This is a genomic window from Enterobacter sp. CPE_E863, assembly GCF_046521465.1.
Lineage (GTDB): Bacteria > Pseudomonadota > Gammaproteobacteria > Enterobacterales > Enterobacteriaceae > Enterobacter > Enterobacter adelaidei.
In genome coordinates this window covers 55189-80078 of the sequence record NZ_JBKFZX010000004.1, presented here as the reverse complement: position 1 = coordinate 80078, position 24890 = coordinate 55189, and the positions used below count along the sequence as shown (strand labels likewise).

The window sequence follows — 24890 nt, the reverse complement described above, 5'->3', positions numbered from 1 at the left end:
ACCGGGGTGCTTTCCCGGAAGGGATGGGCACCCTGCTAATCCAGGAGGCCCTATGCAACAAACATTAAACTTTGATCTATCAGAACAACCCATCCCAGTGCTTTTGCGTGGGGATAAGTGGGATTCTGTTTGGTCAGAACTGACTGATAACGAGGATTTGAACTTCGTTGATGCCAGTAGAGGAACCAGTCTGTCATCGTTGATCACGTCATCGGTTGAGTCCATTCACACGGCCTTAATTGATGGGTGGACCATGATGATCGGCTATTCCAGTGGTAAAGATTCTGAAACGGTCTTGCACCTGTTCCTGATGGCCCTGATCCGGGCTGTAAGGAGTGGGGCGACCATCAGCCAGCACCACTTCATCTTGCACACTGACACACTGATCGAAAGCCCAGAGGTAAGGTGGCTGGCGGATCAGAAACTGGCCGAGCTGGAGCGTTTCATTGCGAAGGAAAACCTTCCTCTGACCATCGTTCTAGCAAAGCCTGGGATCTCGCAGAGTTGGACGGGCCGAATCCTTACTGGGAGGGGGTTGCCTACGTTTTCCAACTCCACGGCCCGCCAGTGTAGCCAGGATTTAAAAATCACCTCTGCCAAAAGAGCGAAGGCAGCTTATATGCGAGAGCTTCCCAAAGAGGTTCGACAGAAAGTCTGCCTTTTGCTGGGCAGTCGTGATGCTGAAAGCACTATTCGTGCGGCCAACATTGCAAAACAGCGAGGAAGCTCAGATCGCGTCATTAAGACGAAAGATGGGGGTGAGCTGTATGTGGTGAAAAACTGGTTGGCGAGTGATGTCTGGGAGTTCTTACTATCCGCTGGCATGGGCTCAGCATATCCTCTGCCAAGTTACTTGGAGAGCAATGTCACTACGGCAGAGCTTTACAAGGCGGCAACAGGGGAGTGCGTGTGGTCGGCAACAGAGAAGAAGGCCAGTGACGCCTGTGGCGCTCGCTTCGGTTGCTGGGCTTGCCAGGCTGTTGGGTTGGATAAGTCAATGGAGACGTTGCTTGCCACGGACCCTGAAAGGCATGGCTATATGTCGGGGCTGAACCGCATCCAGCGCTACTTGGCAAAACGCCGGTACGCATGGGAAGACCGCCATCCCGTAGGTCGAACGATTTACGAGGGCGGATACATCAAAATACAGCCGGACGTTTACAGTCCTGTTTTCCTAGAACGATTGCTTCATGTCTGTTGCAGCATGGACTACATGGAGCAAAAGAGAGCTGATGAGCTGGCATACAAGCTGGCTACTGGTCAAGCAGAGGATAACGACTGGAACCGTCGAATGGCAGAGCCACAATTCCGGATCATATCGGAAGAGGCTTTAGTCCATATCGACTTCATGTGGGCCTTCCATCATTTCAATGATAAGCCTTTCCATGCCCTGGAGATTTACCACAGGGTTTGGTCGATGGGTGATCTGGACTTGCTGGAAGACGAGCCGCAGTGTGAAACCGTTCCTCAGTCACCAATTCCGAAGCCATTGTGGTTGAAGGTTGGTCGCTGGGGCGATGGTTCGCTTTCTGATGGCTTGGCCGATCCGTTAGCGGAAATGGCTTACTTTGACGGCGGGGATGACCCGTTGGCAGCGCAAGTGATCAATACCGCAGACGGAAAGAGAAGGGTGGTTTGCTTCGCAGAAGATGATGAAGTGAAAGTCGATCCCGACTCCGCTGCGTTCATCATCTGGAACGAATACCCGCGACTAAGGGAGTCTGTACTAAAGGGACATTATACGCCCGGTAGTGCAGCGCAGTTCTACCTTCGGTTCGGAGCAATCCAGCTTGCGAAAGGAAAAGGCGCTTTGTATCACCGTATGATGCAAAGAGGTCAAACCTACCACCAGATGGGCCTTACAGGGCTACAGACGATGGAAGGAATCCAACAGCGCAAGGATGTCAAAGTGCTTAGCGATGCTAAGTACAAAGATCTGGTGAAGCGAAAAATCAAGGGAAGACTGGCAACGGTACGCTGGTGGGTCAACTTGCACTTAACGTTCAAGTACCATCTGCACCACCGTACTCCGACGGGGTTGTTCATCGAGAAGCAACTTGACCAGGAAGCAATGGAAGAACAGAAACGGCATCAGGAGCGATGGTTTAACTACGTGACTGACGCGATGCTTTGTTACTCCAGCGCATTCTGTATGAGCGTCATGGAAGGGCGAGAGGGGAGCGGAAACGCCAACATTCGTCGTTACATGGCCGCGACCAGAAGGAAGGCTTATACGGCCCTCTGCGAGCTCTTGGACAATACTGACGCCCAGTGGGTGAATGATGTGGTCCAGAGTGCCGTAGGGCAGTATGAGGCGATACAGGCAGCCCTAACCGAAGGTTCCGCGCTTGCTATCTATCTCGACTGGATCAACCTACTGTCAAAACGCCATCCAGCCTCTTTGGAGCGACATGTCAGAACGATGATCAAGGCGGTTCAACGCTTACATCGCCGCGACGACACAGAGTTGCAAAGAGGACAGCAAGGCTTGTCCTTGGCCGCATAAAAAGCCCTCCTTCGGGAGGGCTTTTTCTTTTGCACCCCAAAAGGGCAATTACAGCGTTTTACCCTTTTAGGTGGCTGTCATACTCTTTGTTCATTGTCAGCGCTTGCTGGCTATAACGGTAGCTGGCCCAAAACAGCAATAACCTAACCCCTCGGGAGGAAACCCCTCCTGGGTTCTCTCCCACAAACAAAGGAGAGAAGCATGAGCCTAGACAAGTTAAGTCGGCTGGTGGACCAACAACGAAAGACCCAGGATGAAATCGACAATGAAATCATTCTGGCCGTCAAAGAGGTGTTGGCTACAAACTCAGTCGGTTTAGCCCGTGAGCTTGTTGGGGGTGTCCCGCAAGATCATCCATTCCATCCGTTTTTACTCGCTATAGCTAAGCAGCTTGACCCGAGATAACTAAGTAACCCAACCGGGTACACCAAGGCCCGGTCGGCTTTGGTGTACCTCCAACCAATTTTGGAGGCACTATGTCTAATTCAAATTTCGGCTTTCTAGCTCTGGCCTTGCGCCAACGCCTGATCAAACGCTGGTCACTGATGCACTCTGTTCAACCGGAGTCTGTGTTGGAACACAGCGCTGTTGTTACCCTGCTTTCCTACCTGGCTGGCAATATTGCCATTCAGCAAGGGAAGTCGGTGGATCTGGCAGTCATGCTTGCTCATGCTTCGTTGCATGATGCAGCCGAGGTTCTCTGTTCGGATGTTGTAACACCGGTCAAGAAAGCAAACGCTGTTTTGCAGCGTGAGTTTGAACGACTGGAAAAGGCCGCAGAGGACAAACTCATCCAGACTCTTCCCGAAGAACTCCAGGATGCAGTCGCCATAGCCTTCGCTCCCGGTGGCTATGAACAATCACTGGTTAAGGCCTGTGATACCTACTCCGCTTACATCAAGTGCAAACTTGAGGTGGCCGCAGGTAATGGCCTTGAGTTCCAGGATGCTCTCAGCAAAATGGAACGTGTTGTTGCTCAGGTGAAATCGGACTTCCCGGAAATCGACGCTCTGGACAAATGGTTTGGTAACGGACTCGGCCATTCAGTAGATAAACTGCTGGCAGGGGGTAACGATGACTAATCCAATCCCTGGCGACATCAAGATTAAGGACTTTGGCCGCGACCGGAAATTCCGTTCGGTTGATGAGCTTCAAAGCACTTTGTCAGAACAGTACAAAGGTCAGCATGTCAGCATCGTTTACCCTGCAAAGCCCAGCGGTTTACTCCGCACGGTTTTTGTCAGTGTCGATGATGCTGGTGGCGTGAATCGAACCTATGGGGACCAGTCTCCTGTCGATTTTTCTGCCATCAAAGATGACCTGTATGTACCAAGTGACCTGTAGGAGAGCACTAGCTATGGTGGTGATCATCGTAAACACAGGACACTATGAGTTTATCGGCCTTGGTGAGACCCACGGACAAGCCACAGAAGGGCTTTTGAAACGCTGGGACGAACACTGCGAACGTAATCCGGATGCTGAGTCTGGTTACATGCAGGAGCTGATAGAAGAAGGAAGCGCACAAGTTGTCGAGATGGAGCCCGGCTCCGCCGTAATTTACGGACTTGACGGCTAAGCCTTCTCAACTAACCCACTCGGGCGCATCATCCCGAGAGGGTGTGGTGCGTCCTAACCAAAAGGAATGCACTATGTCTAACTTTGAACAAGCTCTGGAGCGTACTGACGGTAAAACACTGATTCTCAGCAATGGGAGTAAGTGGGCAGGCCAAGACCCGGACAGCATTCAGACTTTACTGGATGTCCTGGGTGACAACGTTCTTGACCCGATGTTTGAGCAGTATCACTGTTATCGCCCATACCCGTTTGAACCAATGGTGAGGACGGGGCGAAATGGCGAAATGTTCCAGCCTTGGCTTGGGGCAGCCTGCTTCTTTGGGAACTTCCTGACCGTCTCTCATGTTTTCAACATCATCACGAAAGATGACGGTGTTGTTGAGGCCTTAACAGAGGCGATCCGGAAGAATATGGCGACTGAACAGTACCAGCAGAATGCCTATGAGCGTTATGCCGGTTGGTTCTACGCTGAAACCAGCGAAGGGTTAAGGCTAGTCTCTCCAAGTGAGGCTGCCGACATCCGAGCTGGCGCAGTTTCAAAGCTGCGTTACCCAAGAAACTTCGAGGTTATGAAAACTGCGGTTCTCAAAGGTCCTCGATTTGATACTGAATTAAACCGCAAGGCTTCTTAACCCAAACATTAACCCCACGGGGGACATCGGTCCCTGAGGGGATGGTGTCTCCCTCTGAAATTAAGGAGATACCAATGATTAAACAGCATTTTCAAAACGAACTGGTTAAGTGTGGATACCCGGATGATCTGACGATTGAGTACAGTCTCGGATACTGCCAGGGGGATGGCGTAGCCTTCTACGGGGATTTGAGCGTTGATGACGTCAAAGCTCTCATGAATCGCCTATTCAGCACTGAGCCCGGCCAAGTGGATGCTGTCAGCCGCGTGAAGAACCTGATGGCACAGAAAGACATTGAGAATATGCTTTCTGTCCTCCGCGAATATGGTTCCTGTGACCTGTCCATTACTCGGAATAGTCACGGGCATCACTACAGCCATTGGAACTGCATGAACATCGACGACAACGTGGACTTCACAGGGATCTTCCCTGATGATGATTCCATGATTGGCACCGGCATTGAAGGGATTAACCAGGATATGGTCGAGCGCTGGCAAGACCTCTGGGAACGCTTTGTGCTGGAGCTGGCGGATGATGTAAAAAGTCTTTCCAAGAAGCTCGAAGCGGACGGGTACTCGCTGATCGAGGCCTCTCCATGCGAAGATGAAGTGGTTTGGGAACGGGCCACTGAAAACTACCTGGTGCGTGTTACTGAACTCCCTGAGCGGGATTTCGATATGGGCCACTGGGATGACGAAGTAAGAGACCAAACAATTTGTTCTATCCTGGAAGGGAAAGAGCGAGTGCTTGGCCTACGTGTTGAGGTACTCTCTCGTGAAAACGAGATTGTCCTGGGTGAAGAGAGTCTGCACGGCTTGACCGTTGCCAGTGATGACAAGAGCTACGCTGGCTACAGACGAGAACTTCTCCGGGGCGCTATCCAGCAAACCAGGGACTTTTTCTCTCGCCACCTCAAAGCGGCATAACAAGGCAGGGGGAAACCCCTGCTTTACTTCCCAAGTCTTCTTACTCATGGTTAAGCCATCAGTAAGCAGATTTTGTCCTCCCTGAGGGCGAAAGCGTGCGATAGCTGGTCGCCAAAAACAAACAGCAAATTAACGTTAATTTATTAATCCCTGCGGGAGTCTATCTCCTGCTGGAGATACCTCCCGTTATTTCTGGAGGTATCCATGAACAAATTCCAAGACTTTAAGTTGGTTTATCGTCAAGGTGGTCGTCGCTTAGAGCGTGTCTTTAAGGACACTCTTTACGCGAATGTGAAGCGTGTCGCTGACTCGTTTCCTCCGACCGTTCTTTGGCGCATTCAGCCAGCGTAAAACTCGGAACCTTAAAGCTCGGCTTTGGCCGTGACCTTTCAATAACCCATGCGGGTACACTTCCCCGCACGGGGTAGGTGTACCCATTAACTTTGGAGTACACCTTATGAACCAAGTAGCTAAATTGGACCTCGCCCAAATCCGTCAACAAGCCATCAATGATGGTCTGCTGGTGGACCAATCTTCCATCGGTAAACAAGCTGGTTTCCTGACCAATGTGGCAGTGACCCCGGCAATTGTCGATGGAGTATTTGGTGCAGATGGTAAGCACTCGGTAGAAGACTTCCTTTTCATGTTTTTGCAGCTTTGTGTTGCTCAAACAAAGGTCGCTTTTACCGACAACAAGAATTGGGGAAAGATTCGTCTTTATTACCCCATGCCCACTGTAGATGGCTTTTTCAAACCCACTGAGGTTGTGATTAAGTCAGATCCTGTAACCGCAGATGTCACAATCATGATGGCCTCGGAAGATGGCACTCATTTGTGCTTGTGATATTCACAAAATTCGCCTCCGTTTCGGGGGCGACCTTTTTAAACCCCTCGCCGGGGAGTTCTCCCCGGCTGGGGAGCCTCCTTGGCACATTCTCCCGGTGTCGGGGTTTCCTTAAAACCCTGGCGACGGGGGTTTAAGGAAGCCTCGATGCTGGGGTTCACGCTAAGGAGAAAACCTATGTCTTACTACAAAGCTGACACCGTTCGTGAAGCTGCAAACGGAAACTGGCTATTCATCCTGGCGGCCCTAGCGCCCCATCTTGAACCAGCTCTCCGTAAACCTGGTCGTCATGTTTCTTGTCCTATCCACGGCGGGAAAGATGGCTTCCGACTGTTCAAGGATGCCCACCTGACTGGTGGCGGCGTATGCAATACATGCGGTGCCAATCATGATGGTTTTGAGCTGCTGATGTGGCTCAATAACTGGGACTTTAAACAGTGCCTGAGCGAGGTTGGTGATTATCTGGGCGTTGAGAAAGAGCAACCCCAGTATCAACAAGCCGCTGCACCGACACGAGCTCCTGTCCAGGCCAAAGCGCCTGTTCAGCAAGAGCCTATGAAGGTGAATAACAAGGTTCTCGATTCCAAGAATCGTAAAAAATCCATTGCCGGTACTCTGATTGCCCACGGTAAAGCTCCTTATGAGCATAACGAAGACAACGAGCTCAGCTACTTTGCCTTCATCCGTGACAAGAGCGGTTTGGAACGCACCATCTGGGGCGTGGATCTTGAAAGAGCCATTGGTGAAAGTGAAGCCAAGTATGGGGATGAGATCGTCATGACAAACCTCGGGCGCGAGCCTGTAACTGTCGTCGTTGAAGTTAAGGACGAGCAGGGGAATGTTGTGAGAGAACAACCTATGCAAACGCATCGCAACACCTGGCTGGTGGAACGTCGCGGCGCTACGGTAACGCAGTTCCGCGCTCGCTCGAACGGTGGTGTTGAGCCGGTGAGTCACCATGTTGAGTCGGCCCCTGTGGTCAACCGCACGGTAGAAGCTCCGGCACCGCAAGTACAACATGCGGCCACACAACCGGAAGAGCAAAGCAGCGAAAACAAGCCGAAAGTTGTTCCGATGTTTCGTGAACAACCTAAGCCTTGGCTGCTTGAGCTCCAAGAAGAAATGGAGAAGAGAATGGAGCGCGAACGCGCTTACAGTGCTCGTCTCCGTGAGAAAATCGAGAAGGTATGGAACGAGTGTTTGCCGTTCTCCAGTCATGTGACTGAGCCAATGCGTCTGTACTTCAAAAACCGCGAGCTTCTGTTCAAGGTTGATGAAGTAGAAAAAACAGACTGTCTGCGGTTCAATCCGGCTATGGCCTACTACGACGAAGATGGCAATGAAGTTGGGAAATTCCCGGCTATCGTCTGCGCTATCCGAGATGTGGAAGGCAACCTGGTAACGCTCCACCGCACCTATCTCACCCAAAACGGTAAAAAAGCCAAGGTCGGCAACGCCAAGAAGATGATGCCCATTCCTGACGGTTTGGATGTCAATGGCGCGGCCATCCGCCTCGGTGAACCGACTGAGGGTATCCTGGGTGTTGCAGAAGGGCTGGAAACAGCCCTGTCAGCTTATCGAGTCACTCAAATCCCGGTTTGGTCAACGGTCAATGCGACCCTGATGGAGTCCTTCGAGGTTCCAGAAGGTGTTCACACCGTACTGATCTGGGCTGACAAAGATAAGTCTGTGACTGGTGAGAAGTCAGCGAACGTGCTGAAAGCCAAGCTGGAGAAGCGCGGCATTCGTGTGTACGTCCTGCTGCCTAAACTCCCGATCCCGCCCAGAGCGAAAGGGATTGACTGGAACGATGTCCTGATGAGTCAGGGAAGCCTCGGTTTCCCGAATGCTCGCTACCTGCGCGATTTCATTGCGAGAAGGAGAGCTGAGTATGGCCGTCATTGATGTCTCGAAGGTTGATACAACGCCTGGTAACGACGCGGTGTGCCCCTTTTCTCCCCCTGAGGGGTGGGAGGGGGACTCTGCGGCCTACGTTGAGCTTATGCGGTCTCGGTATCGTCATCTGATGCACGGCCAGAGAATGATGGTGACAGCCTCCTTCGCAAGAAGGGAGCCTATCCAAGTTACTGGCCCGTTTGCTGATGAAGCGACGAAGATCATTAACTCAATGAAGATGAACAAGGCGAAGCCAACAGCTTTGTCTGCCTAAAACTTTAACCCTGAGGGGGTGTTCATGCCCTCTCGGGCATGATTCGCCTCCTCTTCAACTATGGAGGTAATCATGAAAAAGTTTTTGCGTATTAAGACGTGGTTTGTGCGTCTTTTCTCTCCTGACAAGAAGACTCTGGGAGCTATCGGTGAAGACCTGCGTAAGGTCGCCGTAACAGCCATCGGTGTCGGTATTGTAGGATTGGCTGTATCTGGGGACACTATAACCGTCAAAGAAGCCGGTTTGGTGTTGGTCATTGGGGTTATCCTGTGGATCTATGGTATAATCTTAACCAAGGTCAGCAATTCCTAAGGGGGTCAAATGGACGCTTTCACATTAGGCATGTTGGGGTTGCTCATTTTTTTCACTGTCGTCACTGGCGGCAGTCTGTATCTCTACCATGAGAAACAGAAGGAAAAAAAGCATCACAACGCCTAAAGAGTAACTGCGATAATGAACGTAAAGGCCAGCAATAGCTGGCCTTTTTTTATACTTGCAGTTTGAAGTGTTACATGTCACGATGAAGTTGGTGTGACATGTAACGGTAAAGGTGTTTTTTTGAAAGTATCCAATGAAGATGCTCAGGCTACGGCGATCTATCTCCTCAGAGCTGCTTCGCGCCCAGCTTTCTGGCGTGACGTCCCATTCGATAAGAAACTTGAAGCCGTGGACAGCCTGAACAGCATGGGGCGATCACCATCAGAACTCACTGAATGGATTAATAAATATCTGACAGCAGAGCAAATCAATAAACTCGGGACATCAATTAGGCAACGTCGCAGAAGGGGATATGGTGTTGGTAAAAGCATAACTATAAGCGATAAAGCCCACAGGATTTTGAAGCGGTTGGCAGAAGTCGATGGTTGCAATTTGTCAGAAGTGATAGAGAAACGCCTAGCCCGAGCTTATAAAAATACTTGGGACCACAAATAGAGTGGCACTAGGGGTTGCATTTTTAAAACCCGTGGTAGCATCTAAATGAACCCTAACGAATAGGGGTGCTGGCGGCGATGCCGACCATTATCCCGATAATGGAGAAATAGACCATGATGACACTGACTACTGTCTCGAAGAAAACTTCTAATAATTCAGCCCTTGTATTCTGGCGCGTTGGTACAAAACGGAAAGGCATCCTTGATGTTCGTATTGATTTTGACAACGAGGAGGCAGATCTTTTGGCTGAGCTCGTAGCCATTCGCTATCTGGCGCTGGACAAACAGGTTTTTTGCAGAGAGCCAGGTGCTGGTGCTGGTTACAAGCTGGTGGTATCCAAAGGTGCGATTAAAAAGCTGGCGCTGGGCAAATCCACCAAGGAGTTTGCATTCAAGTTTGCGGCTTGCCTCACTGGACGTTTAAAGGGCGCTACTATTGAAGTTTCGCAGAGCATGGAGTTTATGGATGAGCCGGGTGAGGGCAACGTTGAGCTCCTCGATGTGGACAAGCAAGCCTATACTCAAACCCATGACGAAATCTCTACACCGGCCATTGGTCCCGTCCTTGTTACTCAACATGCCATCGATCAGTATCAGGCCCGGATAACCTCTGGAGACCCTAAAAAACCGTGGGCCTCACTCGTTGGTCGCCTCCAGCATCCAGAGTTACAGGTTCAACCCTTTGACGAGAAAGTGGCTCGCCATAAAGCCAGAAAGTATGGCCGCGTAGATAACGTGGAAGTCTGGGGCCATAGAGATTCCAAGTTCAAGTACCTGATGGTGATCAACGACGACAACCAAAAACGTGTTCTTGTCACAGTGTTTGAGCGAAATGAGTAACCTGCTTCTCATTTGTTCTGAATACACAACCTCTCCAAATCACGTATTCATACCCTAAAAGGGCAAAAACGCAGTCGTTGATAACGACTCTCCCACCTGAAAATAGCTCCAGCATAAAAACTGGAGCTGTAAATGAGATCGAGACCTTCCCTTTTACTGATGCGAAACCTGCGGTCATTGGCCGTTGTGGTGCTCGCAACTTTGCCATGCGTTGCTTTTGCACAATGGCGGGTTGTAGCCGTGAGCACCGAAGTAGACAAAATGCGCTTCAACACCATCATAGACGCGCATTCCTTCATGAAGAATTATCGCTCTGGTGAGGAGCAAGGGAAGGGAACGCCAGTTGGGGATGCGCTTTATCCGGTTGCCAGTTATGGTGATGGCCGTTATGTCTCCAGGATCTGTTTTAAGTATCTAGGTGCTACTGGCGATTATGACCCCACTACCTGCACTGGCGACCCAGCTACGGTCTACTGGCGCTCAACCTATGTTCTGCCGGGTGAGATGGATAAAACACCGTTCCTGGACAGGGATCTCGGCTTACCAACAACGACCATGTGTGTAGGGAACCCTATCCATCTTGGCACCGGCAACAAGTTCCAGGCTGAACTGGATTATCAAAGCGGAGGCTCCGACCCTTTCACATTCACCAGATACTACAATAGCCACCTTCCTGATGAAGAGCTCGGCGGCTGGCGGCATACCTACTCGCGGAGCGTCGAGGTCAACGCCTCGAAGTACGGTGAGAACATGGTTGTCCTGCACCGGCCAGAAGGGCAACAACTCGCGTTCTACAACTCGTCCTCTGTCTGGGTGCCAACATGGAAAACCGATGATACCTTGACGAAGGATGCTACCGGCTGGCGTTACACTCAATCTGACGGGGTAGTCGAGGCCTATGATGAAACCGGACGACTGACCGGCATCGAGAAGCCCAACGGCAATCACATCACCCTGAGCTATCTGAACGGAGAGCTATCCTCGATCACTGACGGCTTTGGCCGCAACATCCAGTTCCAGCATCAAGATGGCCGCATGGTCAGTGTCACCGATCCTGCTGGTGGCAGTATTCAGTACCAGTACAACAGCGCTGGCAAGCTGGCGGAAGTGATCTACCAGGACAATACGAGCCGCAGCTATCTCTACGATGACCCGAATGCACCGGGTTTGCTCTCTGGGCTGGTGGACGAGAACGGCAACCGTTTCGCCACATGGGGATATGATGCTCAGGGGATGGCAGTTCTAAGTGAACACGCCGGGGGCGCAGAGAAGACTCAGGTAAGCTACAACGCTGACGGAAGCGTCTCTGTCACCAACGCCCTCGGCCACGTTCAGCGATATACCTACAGCCGTCACAACGGGATGCTCAAGCCTGATGTTGTTGAGGGTGCGCCGTGTACCGGCTTTGTGGGAGGCAAGGAAACCTACGTCTACGACAGCAAAGGCCTCGTCTCCAGCATTACAGATCGTGCTGGACAGAAGCGCACGTTCACCCATAACGACCGGGGATTGGAAACCACCCAGATAGACCAGGATGGGGGCAAGGTTACGACCGACTGGCTTCCTTCCAAGTCGCTCCCTGCAAAAATCACGGAACCAACCAGGATCACTGAGCTTACCTACGACACTCATCTCCGGGTGATAAGCCGCAAGGTCACAGATCGCAGCTCGGGCGCTTCCCGGACATGGACCTACACCTATGCCCCTGTTGGTACAGGAAAGCCGAGCCTGTTGGCCTCGGTTGATGGTCCGCGCACCGACGTCAGCGATGTTACGACATTTGACTACGATGACCAGGGCAACCTGATCCGGACAACAAACGCGCTGGGGCAGGTGATGCAGTTTGGTGACTACGACGCGAACGGTCGCGCCGGGACCATTCAGGGCGTCAACGGTGTAACCCAAACCCTCACCTATGACGCCAGAGGAAGACTTGTCAGCTCCACTGGACCAGAAGGAACCACGGCCTACAACTATGATGCTGTGGGCCTCCTGAGCTCGCTGACTAAGCCAAATGGTGCAACCGTCAGCTATGAGTACGACGCTGCACATCGGCTGGTGGCGGAAACAGATGCACAGGGCAACCGGCGCGAGCTTGAGCTCAATGACCTCGGGAACCCAGTAGAAGAGCGACTGCTCGATGCGCTGGGCCAGACCCGTTGGATAGAGCGCCGGATCTTCAACGAAATCGGCTGGCTCTCCAGTGTCTCCGACGCCTATAGCAATCAGTCATCGTTTTCCTACGATGTGGTGGCAAACCTGATACAGGAGACCAGTCCCTCTGGTAACACACACTCCTACAAGTACGACGGCTTCCATCACCGGACACAAACGACCGATCCACTCGGGAAGGTCACGCAGGTGCTCTACAAGGATACCGGCGATGTTTACCGTGTCTCCGACCCTCGTTCGCGCCTGACCTACTACAGCTACAACGGCTTTGGCGAAGTGACTCAGGTCCGGAGCCCGGACACCGGCACCACCGACATTACCTATGACGAAGCCGGTAACGTGGCAACGCGCAAGACGGCCAAGGGACAAACCACAAGCTACAGCTACGACGCGCTGAACCGGATCATCGAGGCATCCAGCGGTGTCGCTGGCGAATCGCCAATTCTGTACGGGTACGACGAAGCAACCTCACCATACGGCATGGGCCGCTTGACCTCAGTCGATGATGGCAACGGTGTCCGGAGATATGGCTATACACCCGAAGGATGGTTGGCTTACGAGACCTGGGAAACCCACGGGCAGAGCCTTACTACCCAGTACCAATACGATGGTGCAGGCCTCATCACGAAGATCACGTATCCCAGTGGTCGTGAGGTTTCCTACACCCGTGATTTAGCCGGTGACGTCATCGAGGTGGCAACGACACAAGCAGGCACCACAACAAGCCTGGCAAGCCAGATCGAGCGAGCGCCCTTTGGCCCCGTCACCAGTATGGTCAGATGGAACGGCATTTCAGAAAGTCGCTCTTTGGATCTCAATTACCGAGTCACCGGCATCGACGCTACTAGAGTGCATTCGCTGGTCTATCGGTACACGCCAGACTCGTTGATTTCAGCCATAGACGACAATCTCAGCTCATCAGTCAATCAGTCACTCGGTTATGACGCGGTTGGCCGCATCACCTCTGCTGAGGGGCTCTATGGCGTTTTGGGCTATGGCTATGACGCCACCGGCAACAGGACCTCGATCACGACCGATGGCCTGAGCCAAAGCTACACCATCAACTACATGAACAACTGGCTGGTGAAGACTGGGCAAACCTCCAGAAGCTATGACGCCAATGGCAACCTGACGAAGCAGGGGGCGGATACCTTCACCTATGACAGCCAGAACCGGCTGGTGGCCGCAACGGTCGCTGGAGTGACAGCAGCTTACACCTACAACCATCTGGATCAGCGTGTAACTAAGACCCTAAACGGCCAGACCCGCCTACTGATTTACGGCTTGGCAGGAAACCTCATCGAGGAGCTGGACGCAGCCACTGGAGACGTGCTGGCGGAGTATATCTGGCTCGATGGCACCCCCTTGAGCTTTGCTCAGTCAGGACAGACCTATCAGGGGTCGTCTCAGAAAACGGAATCTATGGTCACTCCCGTTTTTGCAACACCGATTTTGACGATAAATTGGCTTGCTTGAATCTATCCGGCGTCTGAATGGGATTTTATTCCCGCGCCTCGATGAGTTCCGCGCCTGATGAACCTCCAGAAAATATACGGCTTCAATGAGCCTTTCCGTTTTACAGGTTCCTCAACAGGCCGGTGGGCCGTTAGTATCATCAATATCAGTATTCGCAAAACCAGATCAGTGATTCTTTAAACCGGTGTATTTCTGCCGTTATGCTACATAAGTTTGCTGTCGTGCCGTTAGGGCCCAGGCTATTCTGGCCAGCTTGTTTGCCAGAGCACAAGTGACGACAAAGTTGCTTTTCCTACACAGTAGATCCCTGACCCAATCGGCCAATTTGCCAGACTGGTGTTCCAGTTTTTGTATGAATACCCTGGCACATTGAACCAACAAAGTTCGGATCTTTTGTTACCTCGCTTACTAATTCCCAGCAATGTCGTCCGACCTCCCGTGCTGTACTGTCGAGGCACTAGCCCTGTTGCCGCCGCAAAGTCACGACTGCTGGCGTACTGCTTCCCGTCGCCAATCTCAGTTGAAATAGTACTCGCTGTCAGTGTTCCGACGCAGGGAATGCTCAGCAAGCGCTGTCCAATCTCATCTTCGTCCAACTTTCGTTTCAACTGGGATTCCAAATCTTTAATCTGCTCAACAAGATAGTGATAATGCTGTTGTAATTTCAGCAATAACTGGCTGAGGTATAGAGGCAAACTATTGTCCTCAAGAAGGGTACTCAGTCGGCTAATAACGGCAGCTCCTCGTGGAACGCTGATGCCAAATTCCAGCAGAAAAGCATGCATCTGATTGGTTGTTTTTACCTTATCCTGAACCAGGGATTCACGGACACGATGCAGCGCACGCATTGCCTGCTGAGATTCAGTTCTGGGCTGTACAAAACGCATAGACGGACGCGATGCAGCTTCACAAATAGCTTCGGCGTCGACAAAGTCGTTTTTGTTACTTTTAACGAATGGACGGACAAATTGTGGTGATATCAGCTTAGGAAAATGCCCCAACTCTTCCAACTTGCGTGCCATAAAGTGAGAGCCACCACAGGCTTCCATTGCGATGGTTGTAGCGGGGCATGTCGCCAAAAATTCGATTAACTTTGGCCGTGTAAATTTTTTACGGTAAACAGCCTTGCCGCGACGATCTTGGCAATGAATATGGAAAGAGTTTTTACCCAGATCGATACCAATGAGCGCAATGTTTTCCATGATAGTTCTCCGAATGAAAGCCTATCCTCAGCATAGTACCGGGAAGGAGGGAGTGACCATCTCATTAAATAAAGCACGCTAAGCCGGTGGCAGCGGTCGCAATGGCCTAAACTTCCCCGCACCGACCTTGGCGCTGCTGCGCCATAGGTAATCGCCGGTCAGGTTGATGTGCTCCCACCCCAGCGGCGACAGATATTGCAACAATGTGTCGTCCAGCGCCGTGCCGTTGCCACGCAAAGCACTGGTGGCACGCTCCAGATATACCGTGTTCCACAACACGATGGCCGCCGTCACCAGATTGAGGCCGCTGGCCCGGTAGCGCTGCTGCTCAAAACTGCGGTCGCGGATTTCACCCAATCGGTAGAAGAAGACCGCCCTGGCCAGCGCGTTGCGCGCCTCGCCCTTATTCAGCCCCGCATGGACGCGGCGGCGCAGCTCCACGCTTTGCAGCCAATCCAAAATGAACAGCGTGCGCTCGATGCGCCCCAGCTCGCGCAACGCCACGGCCAAGCCGTTCTGGCGCGGGTAGCTGCCGAGTTTGCGCAGCATCAGCGAAGCCGTTACCGTGCCTTGCTTGATGGAGGTGGCCAGCCGCAGAATTTCATCCCAATGGGCGCGTATTTGCTTGATGTTCAGCCTGTCGCTGCTAATCATCGGCTTGAGCGCGTCATAGGCGGCATCGCCCTTGGGGATGAATAGCTTGGTTTCGCCCAAGTCACGGATACGCGGCGCGAAGCGAAATCCCAGCAAATGCATCAAGCCAAACACGTGATCGGTGAAGCCTGCCGTGTCGGTGTAGTGTTCCTCGATGCGCAAGTCCGACTCGTGGTACAGCAGGCCATCAAGCACGTAAGTTGAATCACGAATGCCCACGTTGACCACCTTGGCACTGAAGGGCGCGTACTGGTCGGAGATATGGGTGTAGAAAGTCCGTCCTGGACTGCTTCCATACTTCGGGTTGATATGACCAGTGCTTTCTGCTTTGCTGCCGGTTCTGAAGTTCTGGCCGTCCGACGATGACGTGGTGCCGTCACCCCAGTTGCCGGCGAAGGGTTGCCGAAACTGCGCATTCACCAGCTCGGCCAGCGCCGTCGAATAGGTTTCATCGCGGATGTGCCAGGCTTGCAGCCAAGACAGCTTGGCGTAGGTGGTGCCAGGGCAGGACTCGGCCATTTTGGTCAGACCCAGGTTGATCGCGTCGGCCAGGATCGTCGTCAACAGCAAGGTTTTGTCCTTGGCCGTGTCGCTGGTCTTCAGGTGTGTGAAGTGGCGGGTGAAGCCCGTCCATTCATCGACCTCCATCAGCAACTCGGTGATTTTGAGGTGCGGCAGCAGCATAGCTGTCTGGTCGATCATGGCTTGCGCGGCGTCTGGTACTGCCGCGTCCAGCGGCGTGATCTTCAGGCCTGACGCGGTGGTGATGATGGCATCCGGTAAGTCGTTGGCCGCAGCCATGCGGTTGACTGTGGCGAGTTGCGCCTCCAACAATTCCAACCGGTCATGCAGGTATTGGTCGCAGTCGGTGGCCACTGCCAGCGGCAATTCGCTGGCCAGCTTCAAAGTGGCGAACTTCTCGACCGGCACCAGGTATTCGTCGAAGTCCTTGAACTGGCGAGAACCCTGCACCCAGACATCACCGGAGCGCAGCGCGTTCTTCAGCTCCGACAGGGCGCATAACTCGTAGTAACGCCGGTCGATGCCGTCGTCGGTCAGAACCAGCTTTGCCCAGCGCGGCTTGATGAATGCGGTTGGCGCATCGGCGGGCACCTTGCGCGCGCTGTCGCTGTTCATGCCGCGCAGCATGTCGATGGCATCGAGCACACCCTTGGCGGCGGGCGCAGCCCGCAATTTGAGCACGCCCAGGAACTGCGGCGCGTAGCGGCGTTGCGTGGCATAGCTTTCACCGATGTGGTGCAGGAAATCAAAGTCGGCAGGCCGCGCCAATGTTTGCGCTTCGGTGACGCTGGCGGCGAAGGTGTCCCAGGGCATAACGGCCTCGATGGCGGCGAACGGATCGCTGCCGCTTTGCTTGGCCTCAATCAACGCTTGACCGATGCGCCCATACATCCGCACCTTGTCGTTGATCGCCTTGCCGGAAGCCTGGAACTGCTGCTGATGCTTGTTCTTGGCCGCGTTGAACAGCTTGCCGATGATGCGATCGTGAAGGTCGATGATTTCATCGGTGACGGTGGCCATGCCTTCGATGGCCAGCGCTACCAGCGTGGCATAGCGTCGTTGCACCTCGAACTTTGCCAGATCAGCAGGCGTCATCTGGCCACCTTCACGAGCGATTTTGAGCAGGCGGTTCTGGTGAACCTGCCGCTCGATGCCTGCGGGCAGATCAAGTGCTTGCCAGGATTTCAGGCGCTCAATATGTTCGAGCATGTGGCGAGAGTTCGGTTTGGCAGGCGACTGGCGCAGCCATGCCAGCCACGTCACTTTACTGCCGTCCTTGCGCTTGAGAAGTTCGTCCAGGCGCTGACGGTGGGGTGATAACAAAGAATCGGTCAGCGCCGCGTAAATGCGTCGGTTGGCACGGGTGATGGCCTCGGCGCTTGCGCGCTCGATGGCATTCATGGCGGGCAGGATAATGCTCTGCCGCCGCAGATTCTCGACAAGTGCGCTCGCCAGCACGATGCCTTTGTCGGTCTGCAAGGCCAGCTCGGTCAATGTATGCACGGCTTGCCGATAGTGGCTCATGGTGAAGGGCTTGAACCCAAAAACCGTTTGCAGCTCGACCAAGTGCTCCCGCCGTGTCTGTTCGCGCTGGCCGTACTCGCTCCAACTTTCCACTGGCATCTTGAGTTGCGCGGCCACCATGCGCAACAGGGGCGGAAACGGAGGCTCATCGACGCCCAAAAAGGTGCCAGGGAATCGCAAGTAGCAAAGCTGCACAGCGAAGCCCAATCGATTCGCGGCGCCGCGACGCTGACGGATCACCGACAGGTCGGTTTCGTTGAACGTGTAGTGCCGTATCAGTTCGTCTTTGGCATCTGGCAGTGCCAGCAGGCTTTCGCGCTCGGTGGCGGACAGGATTGAGCGGCGTGGCATGGTCAGTCTTCCCGCAGGTACTGGTACAAGGTTTCGCGGCTGATGCCGAAGTCACGGGCCACCAAGGTTTTTTGGTCGCCTGCCGCAACTCGCCGTTTCAACTCGGCAATTTGTTCGCTGTTCAGCGATTTCTTTCGTCCCCGGTAGGCACCGCGCTGCTTGGCCAGCACGATTCCCTCGCGCTGACGTTCGCGGATCAGGGCGCGCTCGAACTCAGCGAAGGCTCCCATGACCGACAGCATCAGATTGGCCATCGGTGAGTCCTCGCCGGTGAACTTCAGCCCTTCTTTGACGAACTCCATGCGCACGCCCCGTTGTGTCAGCCCTTGGACGATGCGGCGCAGGTCATCAAGGTTGCGTGCCAGCCTGTCCATGCTATGCACCACCACGGTGTCGCCCTCGCGGACGAAGGCCAGCAGCCTTTCCAGCTCGGGACGCTGGGTGTCCTTGCCAGAAGCCTTGTCGGTGAACACCCGCGCCACCTGAACACCCTCAATTGCCGTTCCGGGTTCTGGTCGAAGCTGCTGACGCGGACATAGCCGATGCGTTGACCTTGCAAGATGCCTCCAAAGGCAAAAGTGTCAGGATGAAATCTATTACCTTTGACGGAATATGTCAATCAATAGGAAATTTAACTCTATTCTGACATCGTTTGCACATGGTGTCGTTTTCAGAAGACGGCTGCACTGAACGTCAGAAGCCGACTGCACTATAGCAGCGGAGGGGTTGGATCCATCAGGCAACGACGGGCTGCTGCCGGCCATCAGCGGACGCAGGGAGGACTTTCCGCAACCGGCCGTTCGATGCGGCACCGATGGCCTTCGCGCAGGGGTAGTGAATCCGCCAGGATTGACTTGCGCTGCCCTACCTCTCACTAGTGAGGGGCGGCAGCGCATCAAGCGGTGAGCGCACTCCGGCACCGCCAACTTTCAGCACATGCGTGTAAATCATCGTCGTAGAGACGTCGGAATGGCCGAGCAGATCCTGCACGGTTCGAATGTCGTAACCGCTGCGGAGCAAGGCCGTCGCGAACGAGTGGCGGAGGGTGTGCGGTGTGGCGGGCTTCGTGATGCCTGCTTGTTCTACGGCACGTTTGAAGGCGCGCTGAAAGGTCTGGTCATACATGTGATGGCGACGCACGACACCGCTCCGTGGATCGGTCGAATGCGTGTGCTGCGCAAAAACCCAGAACCACGGCCAGGAATGCCCGGCGCGCGGATACTTCCGCTCAAGGGCGTCGGGAAGCGCAACGCCGCTGCGGCCCTCGGCCTGGTCCTTCAGCCACCATGCCCGTGCACGCGACAGCTGCTCGCGCAGGCTGGGTGCCAAGCTCCGGGTAACATCAAGGCCCGATCCTTGGAGCCCTTGCCCTCCCGCACGATGATCGTGCCGTGATCGAAATCCAGATCCTTGACCCGCAGTTGCAAACCCTCACTGATCCGCATGCCCGTTCCATACAGAAGCTGGGCGAACAAACGATGCTCGCCTTCCAGAAAACCGAGGATGCGAACCACTTCATCCGGGGTCAGCACCACCGGCAAGCGCCGCGACGGCCGAGGTCTTCCGATCTCCTGAAGCCAGGGCAGATCCGTGCACAGCACCTTGCCGTAGAAGAACAGCAAGGCCGCCAATGCCTGACGATGCGTGGAGACCGAAACCTTGCGCTCGTTCGCCAGCCAGGACAGAAATGCCTCGACTTCGCTGCTGCCCAAGGTTGCCGGGTGACGCACACCGTGGAAACGGATGAAGGCACGAACCCAGTTGACATAAGCCTGTTCGGTTCGTAAACTGTAATGCAAGTAGCGTATGCGCTCACGCAACTGGTCCAGAACCTTGACCGAACGCAGCGGTGGTAACGGCGCAGTGGCGGTTTTCATGGCTTGTTATGACTGTTTTTTTGTACAGTCTATGCCTCGGGCATCCAAGCAGCAAGCGCGTTACGCCGTGGGTCGATGTTTGATGTTATGGAGCAGCAACGATGTTACGCAGCAGGGCAGTCGCCCTAAAACAAAGTTAGAAAAGGAAAAGTATGAGCAAGTTATCTGTATTCTTTATATTTTTGTTTTGCAGCATTGCTACCGCAGCAGAGTCTTTGCCAGATTTAAAAATTGAAAAGCTTGATGAAGGCGTTTATGTTCATACTTCGTTTGAAGAAGTTAACGGGTGGGGCGTTGTTCCTAAACATGGTTTGGTGGTTCTTGTAAATGCTGAGGCTTACCTAATTGACACTCCATTTACGGCTAAAGATACTGAAAAGTTAGTCACTTGGTTTGTGGAGCGTGGCTATAAAATAAAAGGCAGCATTTCCTCTCATTTTCATAGCGACAGCACGGGCGGAATAGAGTGGCTTAATTCTCGATCTATCCCCACGTATGCATCTGAATTAACAAATGAACTGCTTAAAAAAGACGGTAAGGTTCAAGCCACAAATTCATTTAGCGGAGTTAACTATTGGCTAGTTAAAAATAAAATTGAAGTTTTTTATCCAGGCCCGGGACACACTCCAGATAACGTAGTGGTTTGGTTGCCTGAAAGGAAAATATTATTCGGTGGTTGTTTTATTAAACCGTACGGTTTAGGCAATTTGGGTGACGCAAATATAGAAGCTTGGCCAAAGTCCGCCAAATTATTAAAGTCCAAATATGGTAAGGCAAAACTGGTTGTTCCAAGTCACAGTGAAGTTGGAGACGCATCACTCTTGAAACTTACATTAGAGCAGGCGGTTAAAGGGTTAAACGAAAGTAAAAAACCATCAAAACCAAGCAACTAAATTTCTAACAAGTCGTTGCAGCACGCCACGACGTGGCTGGACAGTTTGTAAGTTGCGCTTTTGTGGTTTGCTTCGCAAAGTATTCCACAACGCGCAACTTACAAACTGCCGCTGAACTTAGCGTTAGGCATCACAAAGTACAGCATCGTGACCAACAGCAACGATTCCGTCACACTGCGCCTCATGACTGAGCATGACCTTGCGATGCTCTATGAGTGGCTAAATCGATCTCATATCGTCGAGTGGTGGGGCGGAGAAGAAGCACGCCCGACACTTGCTGACGTACAGGAACAGTACTTGCCAAGCGTTTTAGCGCAAGAGTCCGTCACTCCATACATTGCAATGCTGAATGGAGAGCCGATTGGGTATGCCCAGTCGTACGTTGCTCTTGGAAGCGGGGACGGATGGTGGGAAGAAGAAACCGATCCAGGAGTACGCGGAATAGACCAGTCACTGGCGAATGCATCACAACTGGGCAAAGGCTTGGGAACCAAGCTGGTTCGAGCTCTGGTTGAGTTGCTGTTCAATGATCCCGAGGTCACCAAGATCCAAACGGACCCGTCGCCGAGCAACTTGCGAGCGATCCGATGCTACGAGAAAGCGGGGTTTGAGAAGCAAGGTACCGTAACCACCCCAGATGGTCCAGCCGTGTACATGGTTCAAACACGCCAGGCATTCGAGCGAACACGCAGTGATGCCTAACCCTTCCATCGAGGGGGACGTCCAAGGGCTGGCGCCCTTGGCCGCCCCTCATGTCAAACGTTAGGCATCACAAAGTACAGCATCGTGACCAACAGCAACGATTCCGTCACACTGCGCCTCATGACTGAGCATGACCTTGCGATGCTCTATGAGTGGCTAAATCGATCTCATATCGTCGAGTGGTGGGGCGGAGAAGAAGCACGCCCGACACTTGCTGACGTACAGGAACAGTACTTGCCAAGCGTTTTAGCGCAAGAGTCCGTCACTCCATACATTGCAATGCTGAATGGAGAGCCGATTGGGTATGCCCAGTCGTACGTTGCTCTTGGAAGCGGGGACGGATGGTGGGAAGAAGAAACCGATCCAGGAGTACGCGGAATAGACCAGTCACTGGCGAATGCATCACAACTGGGCAAAGGCTTGGGAACCAAGCTGGTTCGAGCTCTGGTTGAGTTGCTGTTCAATGATCCCGAGGTCACCAAGATCCAAACGGACCCGTCGCCGAGCAACTTGCGAGCGATCCGATGCTACGAGAAAGCGGGGTTTGAGAAGCAAGGTACCGTAACCACCCCAGATGGTCCAGCCGTGTACATGGTTCAAACACGCCAGGCATTCGAGCGAACACGCAGTGATGCCTAACCCTTCCATCGAGGGGGACGTCCAAGGGCTGGCGCCCTTGGCCGCCCCTCATGTCAAACGTTAGCCGTATGAACCCGGAATCGGTCCGCATTTATCTGGTCGCTGCCATGGGTGCCAATCGGGTTATTGGCAATGGCCCTGATATCCCTTGGAATATCCCTGGTGAGCAAAAGATTTTTCGCAGGCTCACCGAGGGCAAAGTGGTCGTTATGGGCCGCAAGACGTTTGAGTCCATAGGCAAGCCCTTACCAAACCGTCGCACAGTGGTGCTCTCGCGCCAAGCTAGTTATAGCGCTGCTGGTTGTGCAGTTGTTTCAACGCTGTCGCAGGCTATTGCCATCGCAGCCGAACACGGCAAGGAACTCTACGTGGCCGGCGGAGCCGAGGTATATGCACTGGCACTACCTCGTGCCGATGGCGTCTTTCTATCTGAGGTACATCAAACCTTCGAGGGTGACGCCTTCTTCCCAGTGCTCGACGCAGCAGAATTCGACGTTGTCTCAGCCGAAACCGTTCAAGCCACAATTACGTACACGCACTCCGTCTATGCACGTCGTAACGGCTAACAAGTCCGTCAACGGGACACCCAAATGCTGCGCATTTGGGTTCCCTCGGCTGCGCCTCGGCGCCCGTTACGTCCAACGTTAGATGCACTAAGCACATAATTGCTCACAGCCAAACTATCAGGTCAAGTCTGCTTTTTATTTTTTTAAGCGTGCATAATAAGCCCTACACAAAATGGGAGATATATCATGAAAGGCTGGCTTTTTCTTGTTATCGCAATAGTTGGCGAAGTAATCGCAACATCCGCATTAAAATCTAGCGAGGGCTTTACTAAGCTTGCCCCTTCCGCCGTTGTCATAATCGGTTATGGCATCGCATTTTATTTTCTTTCTCTGGTTCTGAAATCCATCCCTGTCGGTGTTGCTTATGCAGTCTGGTCGGGACTCGGCGTCGTCATAATTACAGCCATTGCCTGGTTGCTTCATGGGCAAAAGCTTGATGCGTGGGGCTTTGTAGGTATGGGGCTCATAATTGCTGCCTTTTTGCTCGCCCGATCCCCATCGTGGAAGTCGCTGCGGAGGCCGACGCCATGGTGACGGTGTTCGGCATTCTGAATCTCACCGAGGACTCCTTCTTCGATGAGAGCCGGCGGCTGAGACCCCGCCGGCGCTGTCACCGCGGCGATCGAAATGCTGCGAGTCGGATCAGACGTCGTGGATGTCGGACCGGCCGCCAGCCATCCGGACGCGAGGCCTGTATCGCCGGCCGATGAGATCAGACGTATTGCGCCGCTCTTAGACGCCCTGTCCGATCAGATGCACCGTGTTTCAATCGACAGCTTCCAACCGGAAACCCAGCGCTATGCGCTCAAGCGCGGCGTGGGCTACCTGAACGATATCCAAGGATTTCCTGACCCTGCGCTCTATCCCGATATTGCTGAGGCGGACTGCAGGCTGGTGGTTATGCACTCAGCGCAGCGGGATGGCATCGCCACCCGCACCGGTCACCTTCGACCCGAAGACGCGCTCGACGAGATTGTGCGGTTCTTCGAGGCGCGGGTTTCCGCCTTGCGACGGAGCGGGGTCGCTGCCGACCGGCTCATCCTCGATCCGGGGATGGGATTTTTCTTGAGCCCCGCACCGGAAACATCGCTGCACGTGCTGTCGAACCTTCAAAAGCTGAAGTCGGCGTTGGGGCTTCCGCTATTGGTCTCGGTGTCGCGGAAATCCTTCTTGGGCGCCACCGTTGGCCTTCCTGTAAAGGATCTGGGTCCAGCGAGCCTTGCGGCGGAACTTCACGCGATCGGCAATGGCGCTGACTACGTCCGCACCCACGCGCCTGGAGATCTGCGAAGCGCAATCACCTTCTCGGAAACCCTCGCGAAATTTCGCAGTCGCGACGCCAGAGACCGAGGGTTAGATCATGCCTAGCATTCACCTTCCGGCCGCCCGCTAGCGGACCCTGGTCAGGTTCCGCGAAGGTGGGCGCAGACATGCTGGGCTCGTCAGGATCAAACTGCACTATGAGGCGGCGGTTCATACCGCGCCAGGGGAGCGAATGGACAGCGAGGAGCCTCCGAACGTTCGGGTCGCCTGCTCGGGTGATATCGACGAGGTTGTGCGGCTGATGCACGACGCTGCGGCGTGGATGTCCGCCAAGGGAACGCCCGCCTGGGACGTCGCGCGGATCGACCGGACATTCGCGGAGACCTTCGTCCTGAGATCCGAGCTCCTAGGGATCGCCTCAGAAAACGGAATCTATGGTCACTCCCGTTTTTGCAACACCGATTTTGACGACAAGTTGGCTTGCTTGAATCTATCCGGCGTCTGAATGGGATTTTATTCCCGCGCCTCGATGAGTTCCGCGCCTGATGAACCTCCAGAAAATATACGGCTTCAATGAGCCTTTCCGTTTTACAGGTTCCTCAACAGGCCGGTGGGCCGTTAGTA

21 protein-coding genes and 4 pseudogenes are annotated in these 24890 nt (G+C 53.6%); 21 read left to right on the top strand and 4 right to left on the bottom strand.

Annotated elements, in window-relative coordinates; genetic code table 11:
* Positions 1-52: 52 nt before the first annotated feature.
* From ACLHV8_RS25800 to ACLHV8_RS25735, 14 genes are all read left to right on the top strand, one after another.
* Entirely contained in the window at positions 53-2506 is a 2454-nt protein-coding gene (locus tag ACLHV8_RS25800) for a phosphoadenosine phosphosulfate reductase (protein ID WP_001187970.1), read from the top strand.
* Between the two features lie 201 nt (positions 2507-2707).
* Positions 2708-2911 carry a hypothetical protein gene (locus tag ACLHV8_RS25795; protein ID WP_000050848.1) on the top strand — a complete coding sequence of 68 codons (204 nt, stop codon included), beginning with the start codon at positions 2708-2710 and terminating at the stop codon, positions 2909-2911.
* Positions 2912-2982: 71 nt separating this feature from the next.
* Complete coding sequence (yfbR, locus tag ACLHV8_RS25790; RefSeq protein WP_000071870.1) at positions 2983-3588, top strand: 5'-deoxynucleotidase; 606 nt, start codon at positions 2983-2985, stop codon at positions 3586-3588.
* Entirely contained in the window at positions 3581-3850 is a 270-nt protein-coding gene (locus ACLHV8_RS25785; protein WP_000184110.1) for a hypothetical protein, read from the top strand. The genes yfbR and ACLHV8_RS25785 overlap by 8 nt, the downstream gene beginning before the upstream one ends.
* Positions 3851-3863: 13 nt before the next feature.
* Entirely contained in the window at positions 3864-4082 is a 219-nt protein-coding gene (locus ACLHV8_RS25780) for a hypothetical protein (RefSeq protein ID WP_000260293.1), read from the top strand.
* A gap of 73 nt (positions 4083-4155) precedes the next feature.
* On the top strand, positions 4156-4713 hold the full coding sequence (locus ACLHV8_RS25775) for a pyruvate dehydrogenase (protein ID WP_000064431.1): 558 nt from the start codon (positions 4156-4158) through the stop codon (positions 4711-4713).
* A gap of 74 nt (positions 4714-4787) precedes the next feature.
* A complete protein-coding gene (locus ACLHV8_RS25770) occupies positions 4788-5639 on the top strand; it encodes a hypothetical protein (RefSeq protein WP_000595210.1) in 852 nt (283 codons plus the stop codon).
* Positions 5640-6096: 457 nt separating this feature from the next.
* Complete coding sequence (locus ACLHV8_RS25765) at positions 6097-6483, top strand: hypothetical protein (protein WP_001077335.1); 387 nt, start codon at positions 6097-6099, stop codon at positions 6481-6483.
* Between the two features lie 177 nt (positions 6484-6660).
* Positions 6661-8388, top strand: coding sequence for a toprim domain-containing protein (locus tag ACLHV8_RS25760; protein WP_000122923.1), 1728 nt, complete (start codon positions 6661-6663; stop codon positions 8386-8388).
* Entirely contained in the window at positions 8375-8653 is a 279-nt protein-coding gene (locus ACLHV8_RS25755; RefSeq protein ID WP_000268337.1) for a hypothetical protein, read from the top strand. Before ACLHV8_RS25760 ends, ACLHV8_RS25755 begins: the two co-directional genes overlap by 14 nt.
* Positions 8654-8725: 72 nt before the next feature.
* Entirely contained in the window at positions 8726-8965 is a 240-nt protein-coding gene (locus ACLHV8_RS25750; RefSeq protein WP_000714162.1) for a permease, read from the top strand.
* 246 nt (positions 8966-9211) lie between these two features.
* Entirely contained in the window at positions 9212-9586 is a 375-nt protein-coding gene (locus tag ACLHV8_RS25745) for a hypothetical protein (RefSeq protein ID WP_000868821.1), read from the top strand.
* 113 nt (positions 9587-9699) lie between these two features.
* Entirely contained in the window at positions 9700-10425 is a 726-nt protein-coding gene (locus ACLHV8_RS25740; RefSeq protein ID WP_000988732.1) for a hypothetical protein, read from the top strand.
* Positions 10426-10557: 132 nt separating this feature from the next.
* A complete protein-coding gene (locus ACLHV8_RS25735; protein WP_407197503.1) occupies positions 10558-14073 on the top strand; it encodes a DUF6531 domain-containing protein in 3516 nt (1171 codons plus the stop codon).
* A 198-nt stretch (positions 14074-14271) separates the two neighbouring features.
* On the opposite strand, the pseudogene ACLHV8_RS25730 reads toward ACLHV8_RS25735, so the two are convergent.
* The 4 genes and pseudogenes from ACLHV8_RS25730 to intI1 form a co-directional block, all read right to left on the bottom strand.
* A pseudogene (locus ACLHV8_RS25730) lies at positions 14272-15275 on the bottom strand (IS110-like element IS4321 family transposase).
* A 78-nt stretch (positions 15276-15353) separates the two neighbouring features.
* On the bottom strand, positions 15354-18326 hold the full coding sequence (locus tag ACLHV8_RS25725) for a Tn3 family transposase (protein WP_099595303.1): 2973 nt from the start codon (positions 18324-18326) through the stop codon (positions 15354-15356).
* A gap of 2 nt (positions 18327-18328) precedes the next feature.
* Positions 18329-18885 (bottom strand): annotated as a pseudogene (locus ACLHV8_RS25720) (recombinase family protein).
* A 305-nt stretch (positions 18886-19190) separates the two neighbouring features.
* Positions 19191-20203: pseudogene (gene intI1 / locus ACLHV8_RS25715) on the bottom strand (class 1 integron integrase IntI1).
* A gap of 152 nt (positions 20204-20355) precedes the next feature.
* Here intI1 and ACLHV8_RS25710 point away from each other — a divergent pair.
* The 7 genes and pseudogenes from ACLHV8_RS25710 to ACLHV8_RS25680 all read left to right on the top strand — a co-directional run bounded on the left by ACLHV8_RS25710 (position 20356) and on the right by ACLHV8_RS25680 (position 24771).
* Entirely contained in the window at positions 20356-21096 is a 741-nt protein-coding gene (locus ACLHV8_RS25710) for a subclass B1 metallo-beta-lactamase IMP-1 (protein ID WP_003159548.1), read from the top strand.
* A 147-nt stretch (positions 21097-21243) separates the two neighbouring features.
* Entirely contained in the window at positions 21244-21798 is a 555-nt protein-coding gene (gene aac(6')-Ib, locus ACLHV8_RS25705; RefSeq protein ID WP_022631510.1) for an AAC(6')-Ib family aminoglycoside 6'-N-acetyltransferase, read from the top strand.
* Positions 21799-21882: 84 nt separating this feature from the next.
* Complete coding sequence (gene aac(6')-Ib / locus ACLHV8_RS25700; protein ID WP_022631510.1) at positions 21883-22437, top strand: AAC(6')-Ib family aminoglycoside 6'-N-acetyltransferase; 555 nt, start codon at positions 21883-21885, stop codon at positions 22435-22437.
* A 68-nt stretch (positions 22438-22505) separates the two neighbouring features.
* The gene (gene dfrA33 / locus ACLHV8_RS25695; protein WP_071846242.1) at positions 22506-23003 is read left to right on the top strand and encodes a trimethoprim-resistant dihydrofolate reductase DfrA33; all 498 of its coding nucleotides are present in this window, start codon (positions 22506-22508) and stop codon (positions 23001-23003) included.
* A 186-nt stretch (positions 23004-23189) separates the two neighbouring features.
* Positions 23190-23537 carry a quaternary ammonium compound efflux SMR transporter QacE delta 1 gene (locus tag ACLHV8_RS25690; protein ID WP_000679427.1) on the top strand — a complete coding sequence of 116 codons (348 nt, stop codon included), beginning with the start codon at positions 23190-23192 and terminating at the stop codon, positions 23535-23537.
* A pseudogene (gene sul1 / locus ACLHV8_RS25685) lies at positions 23531-24371 on the top strand (sulfonamide-resistant dihydropteroate synthase Sul1). Before ACLHV8_RS25690 ends, sul1 begins: the two are co-directional and overlap by 7 nt.
* 127 nt (positions 24372-24498) lie before the next feature.
* Complete coding sequence (locus tag ACLHV8_RS25680; protein WP_004883563.1) at positions 24499-24771, top strand: hypothetical protein; 273 nt, start codon at positions 24499-24501, stop codon at positions 24769-24771.
* Positions 24772-24890: the final 119 nt, after the last annotated feature.

Coding starts and splice junctions, on each gene's coding strand:
- ACLHV8_RS25800 (WP_001187970.1), top strand. CDS start 53: ATGCAACAAACATTAAACTTTGATCTATCAGAACAACCCATCCCAGTG.
- ACLHV8_RS25795 (WP_000050848.1), top strand. CDS start 2,708: ATGAGCCTAGACAAGTTAAGTCGGCTGGTGGACCAACAACGAAAGACC.
- yfbR (WP_000071870.1), top strand. CDS start 2,983: ATGTCTAATTCAAATTTCGGCTTTCTAGCTCTGGCCTTGCGCCAACGC.
- ACLHV8_RS25785 (WP_000184110.1), top strand. CDS start 3,581: ATGACTAATCCAATCCCTGGCGACATCAAGATTAAGGACTTTGGCCGC.
- ACLHV8_RS25780 (WP_000260293.1), top strand. CDS start 3,864: ATGGTGGTGATCATCGTAAACACAGGACACTATGAGTTTATCGGCCTT.
- ACLHV8_RS25775 (WP_000064431.1), top strand. CDS start 4,156: ATGTCTAACTTTGAACAAGCTCTGGAGCGTACTGACGGTAAAACACTG.
- ACLHV8_RS25770 (WP_000595210.1), top strand. CDS start 4,788: ATGATTAAACAGCATTTTCAAAACGAACTGGTTAAGTGTGGATACCCG.
- ACLHV8_RS25765 (WP_001077335.1), top strand. CDS start 6,097: ATGAACCAAGTAGCTAAATTGGACCTCGCCCAAATCCGTCAACAAGCC.
- ACLHV8_RS25760 (WP_000122923.1), top strand. CDS start 6,661: ATGTCTTACTACAAAGCTGACACCGTTCGTGAAGCTGCAAACGGAAAC.
- ACLHV8_RS25755 (WP_000268337.1), top strand. CDS start 8,375: ATGGCCGTCATTGATGTCTCGAAGGTTGATACAACGCCTGGTAACGAC.
- ACLHV8_RS25750 (WP_000714162.1), top strand. CDS start 8,726: ATGAAAAAGTTTTTGCGTATTAAGACGTGGTTTGTGCGTCTTTTCTCT.
- ACLHV8_RS25740 (WP_000988732.1), top strand. CDS start 9,700: ATGATGACACTGACTACTGTCTCGAAGAAAACTTCTAATAATTCAGCC.
- ACLHV8_RS25735 (WP_407197503.1), top strand. CDS start 10,558: ATGAGATCGAGACCTTCCCTTTTACTGATGCGAAACCTGCGGTCATTG.
- ACLHV8_RS25725 (WP_099595303.1), bottom strand. CDS start 18,326: ATGCCACGCCGCTCAATCCTGTCCGCCACCGAGCGCGAAAGCCTGCTG.
- ACLHV8_RS25710 (WP_003159548.1), top strand. CDS start 20,356: ATGAGCAAGTTATCTGTATTCTTTATATTTTTGTTTTGCAGCATTGCT.
- dfrA33 (WP_071846242.1), top strand. CDS start 22,506: ATGAACCCGGAATCGGTCCGCATTTATCTGGTCGCTGCCATGGGTGCC.
- ACLHV8_RS25690 (WP_000679427.1), top strand. CDS start 23,190: ATGAAAGGCTGGCTTTTTCTTGTTATCGCAATAGTTGGCGAAGTAATC.
- ACLHV8_RS25680 (WP_004883563.1), top strand. CDS start 24,499: ATGGACAGCGAGGAGCCTCCGAACGTTCGGGTCGCCTGCTCGGGTGAT.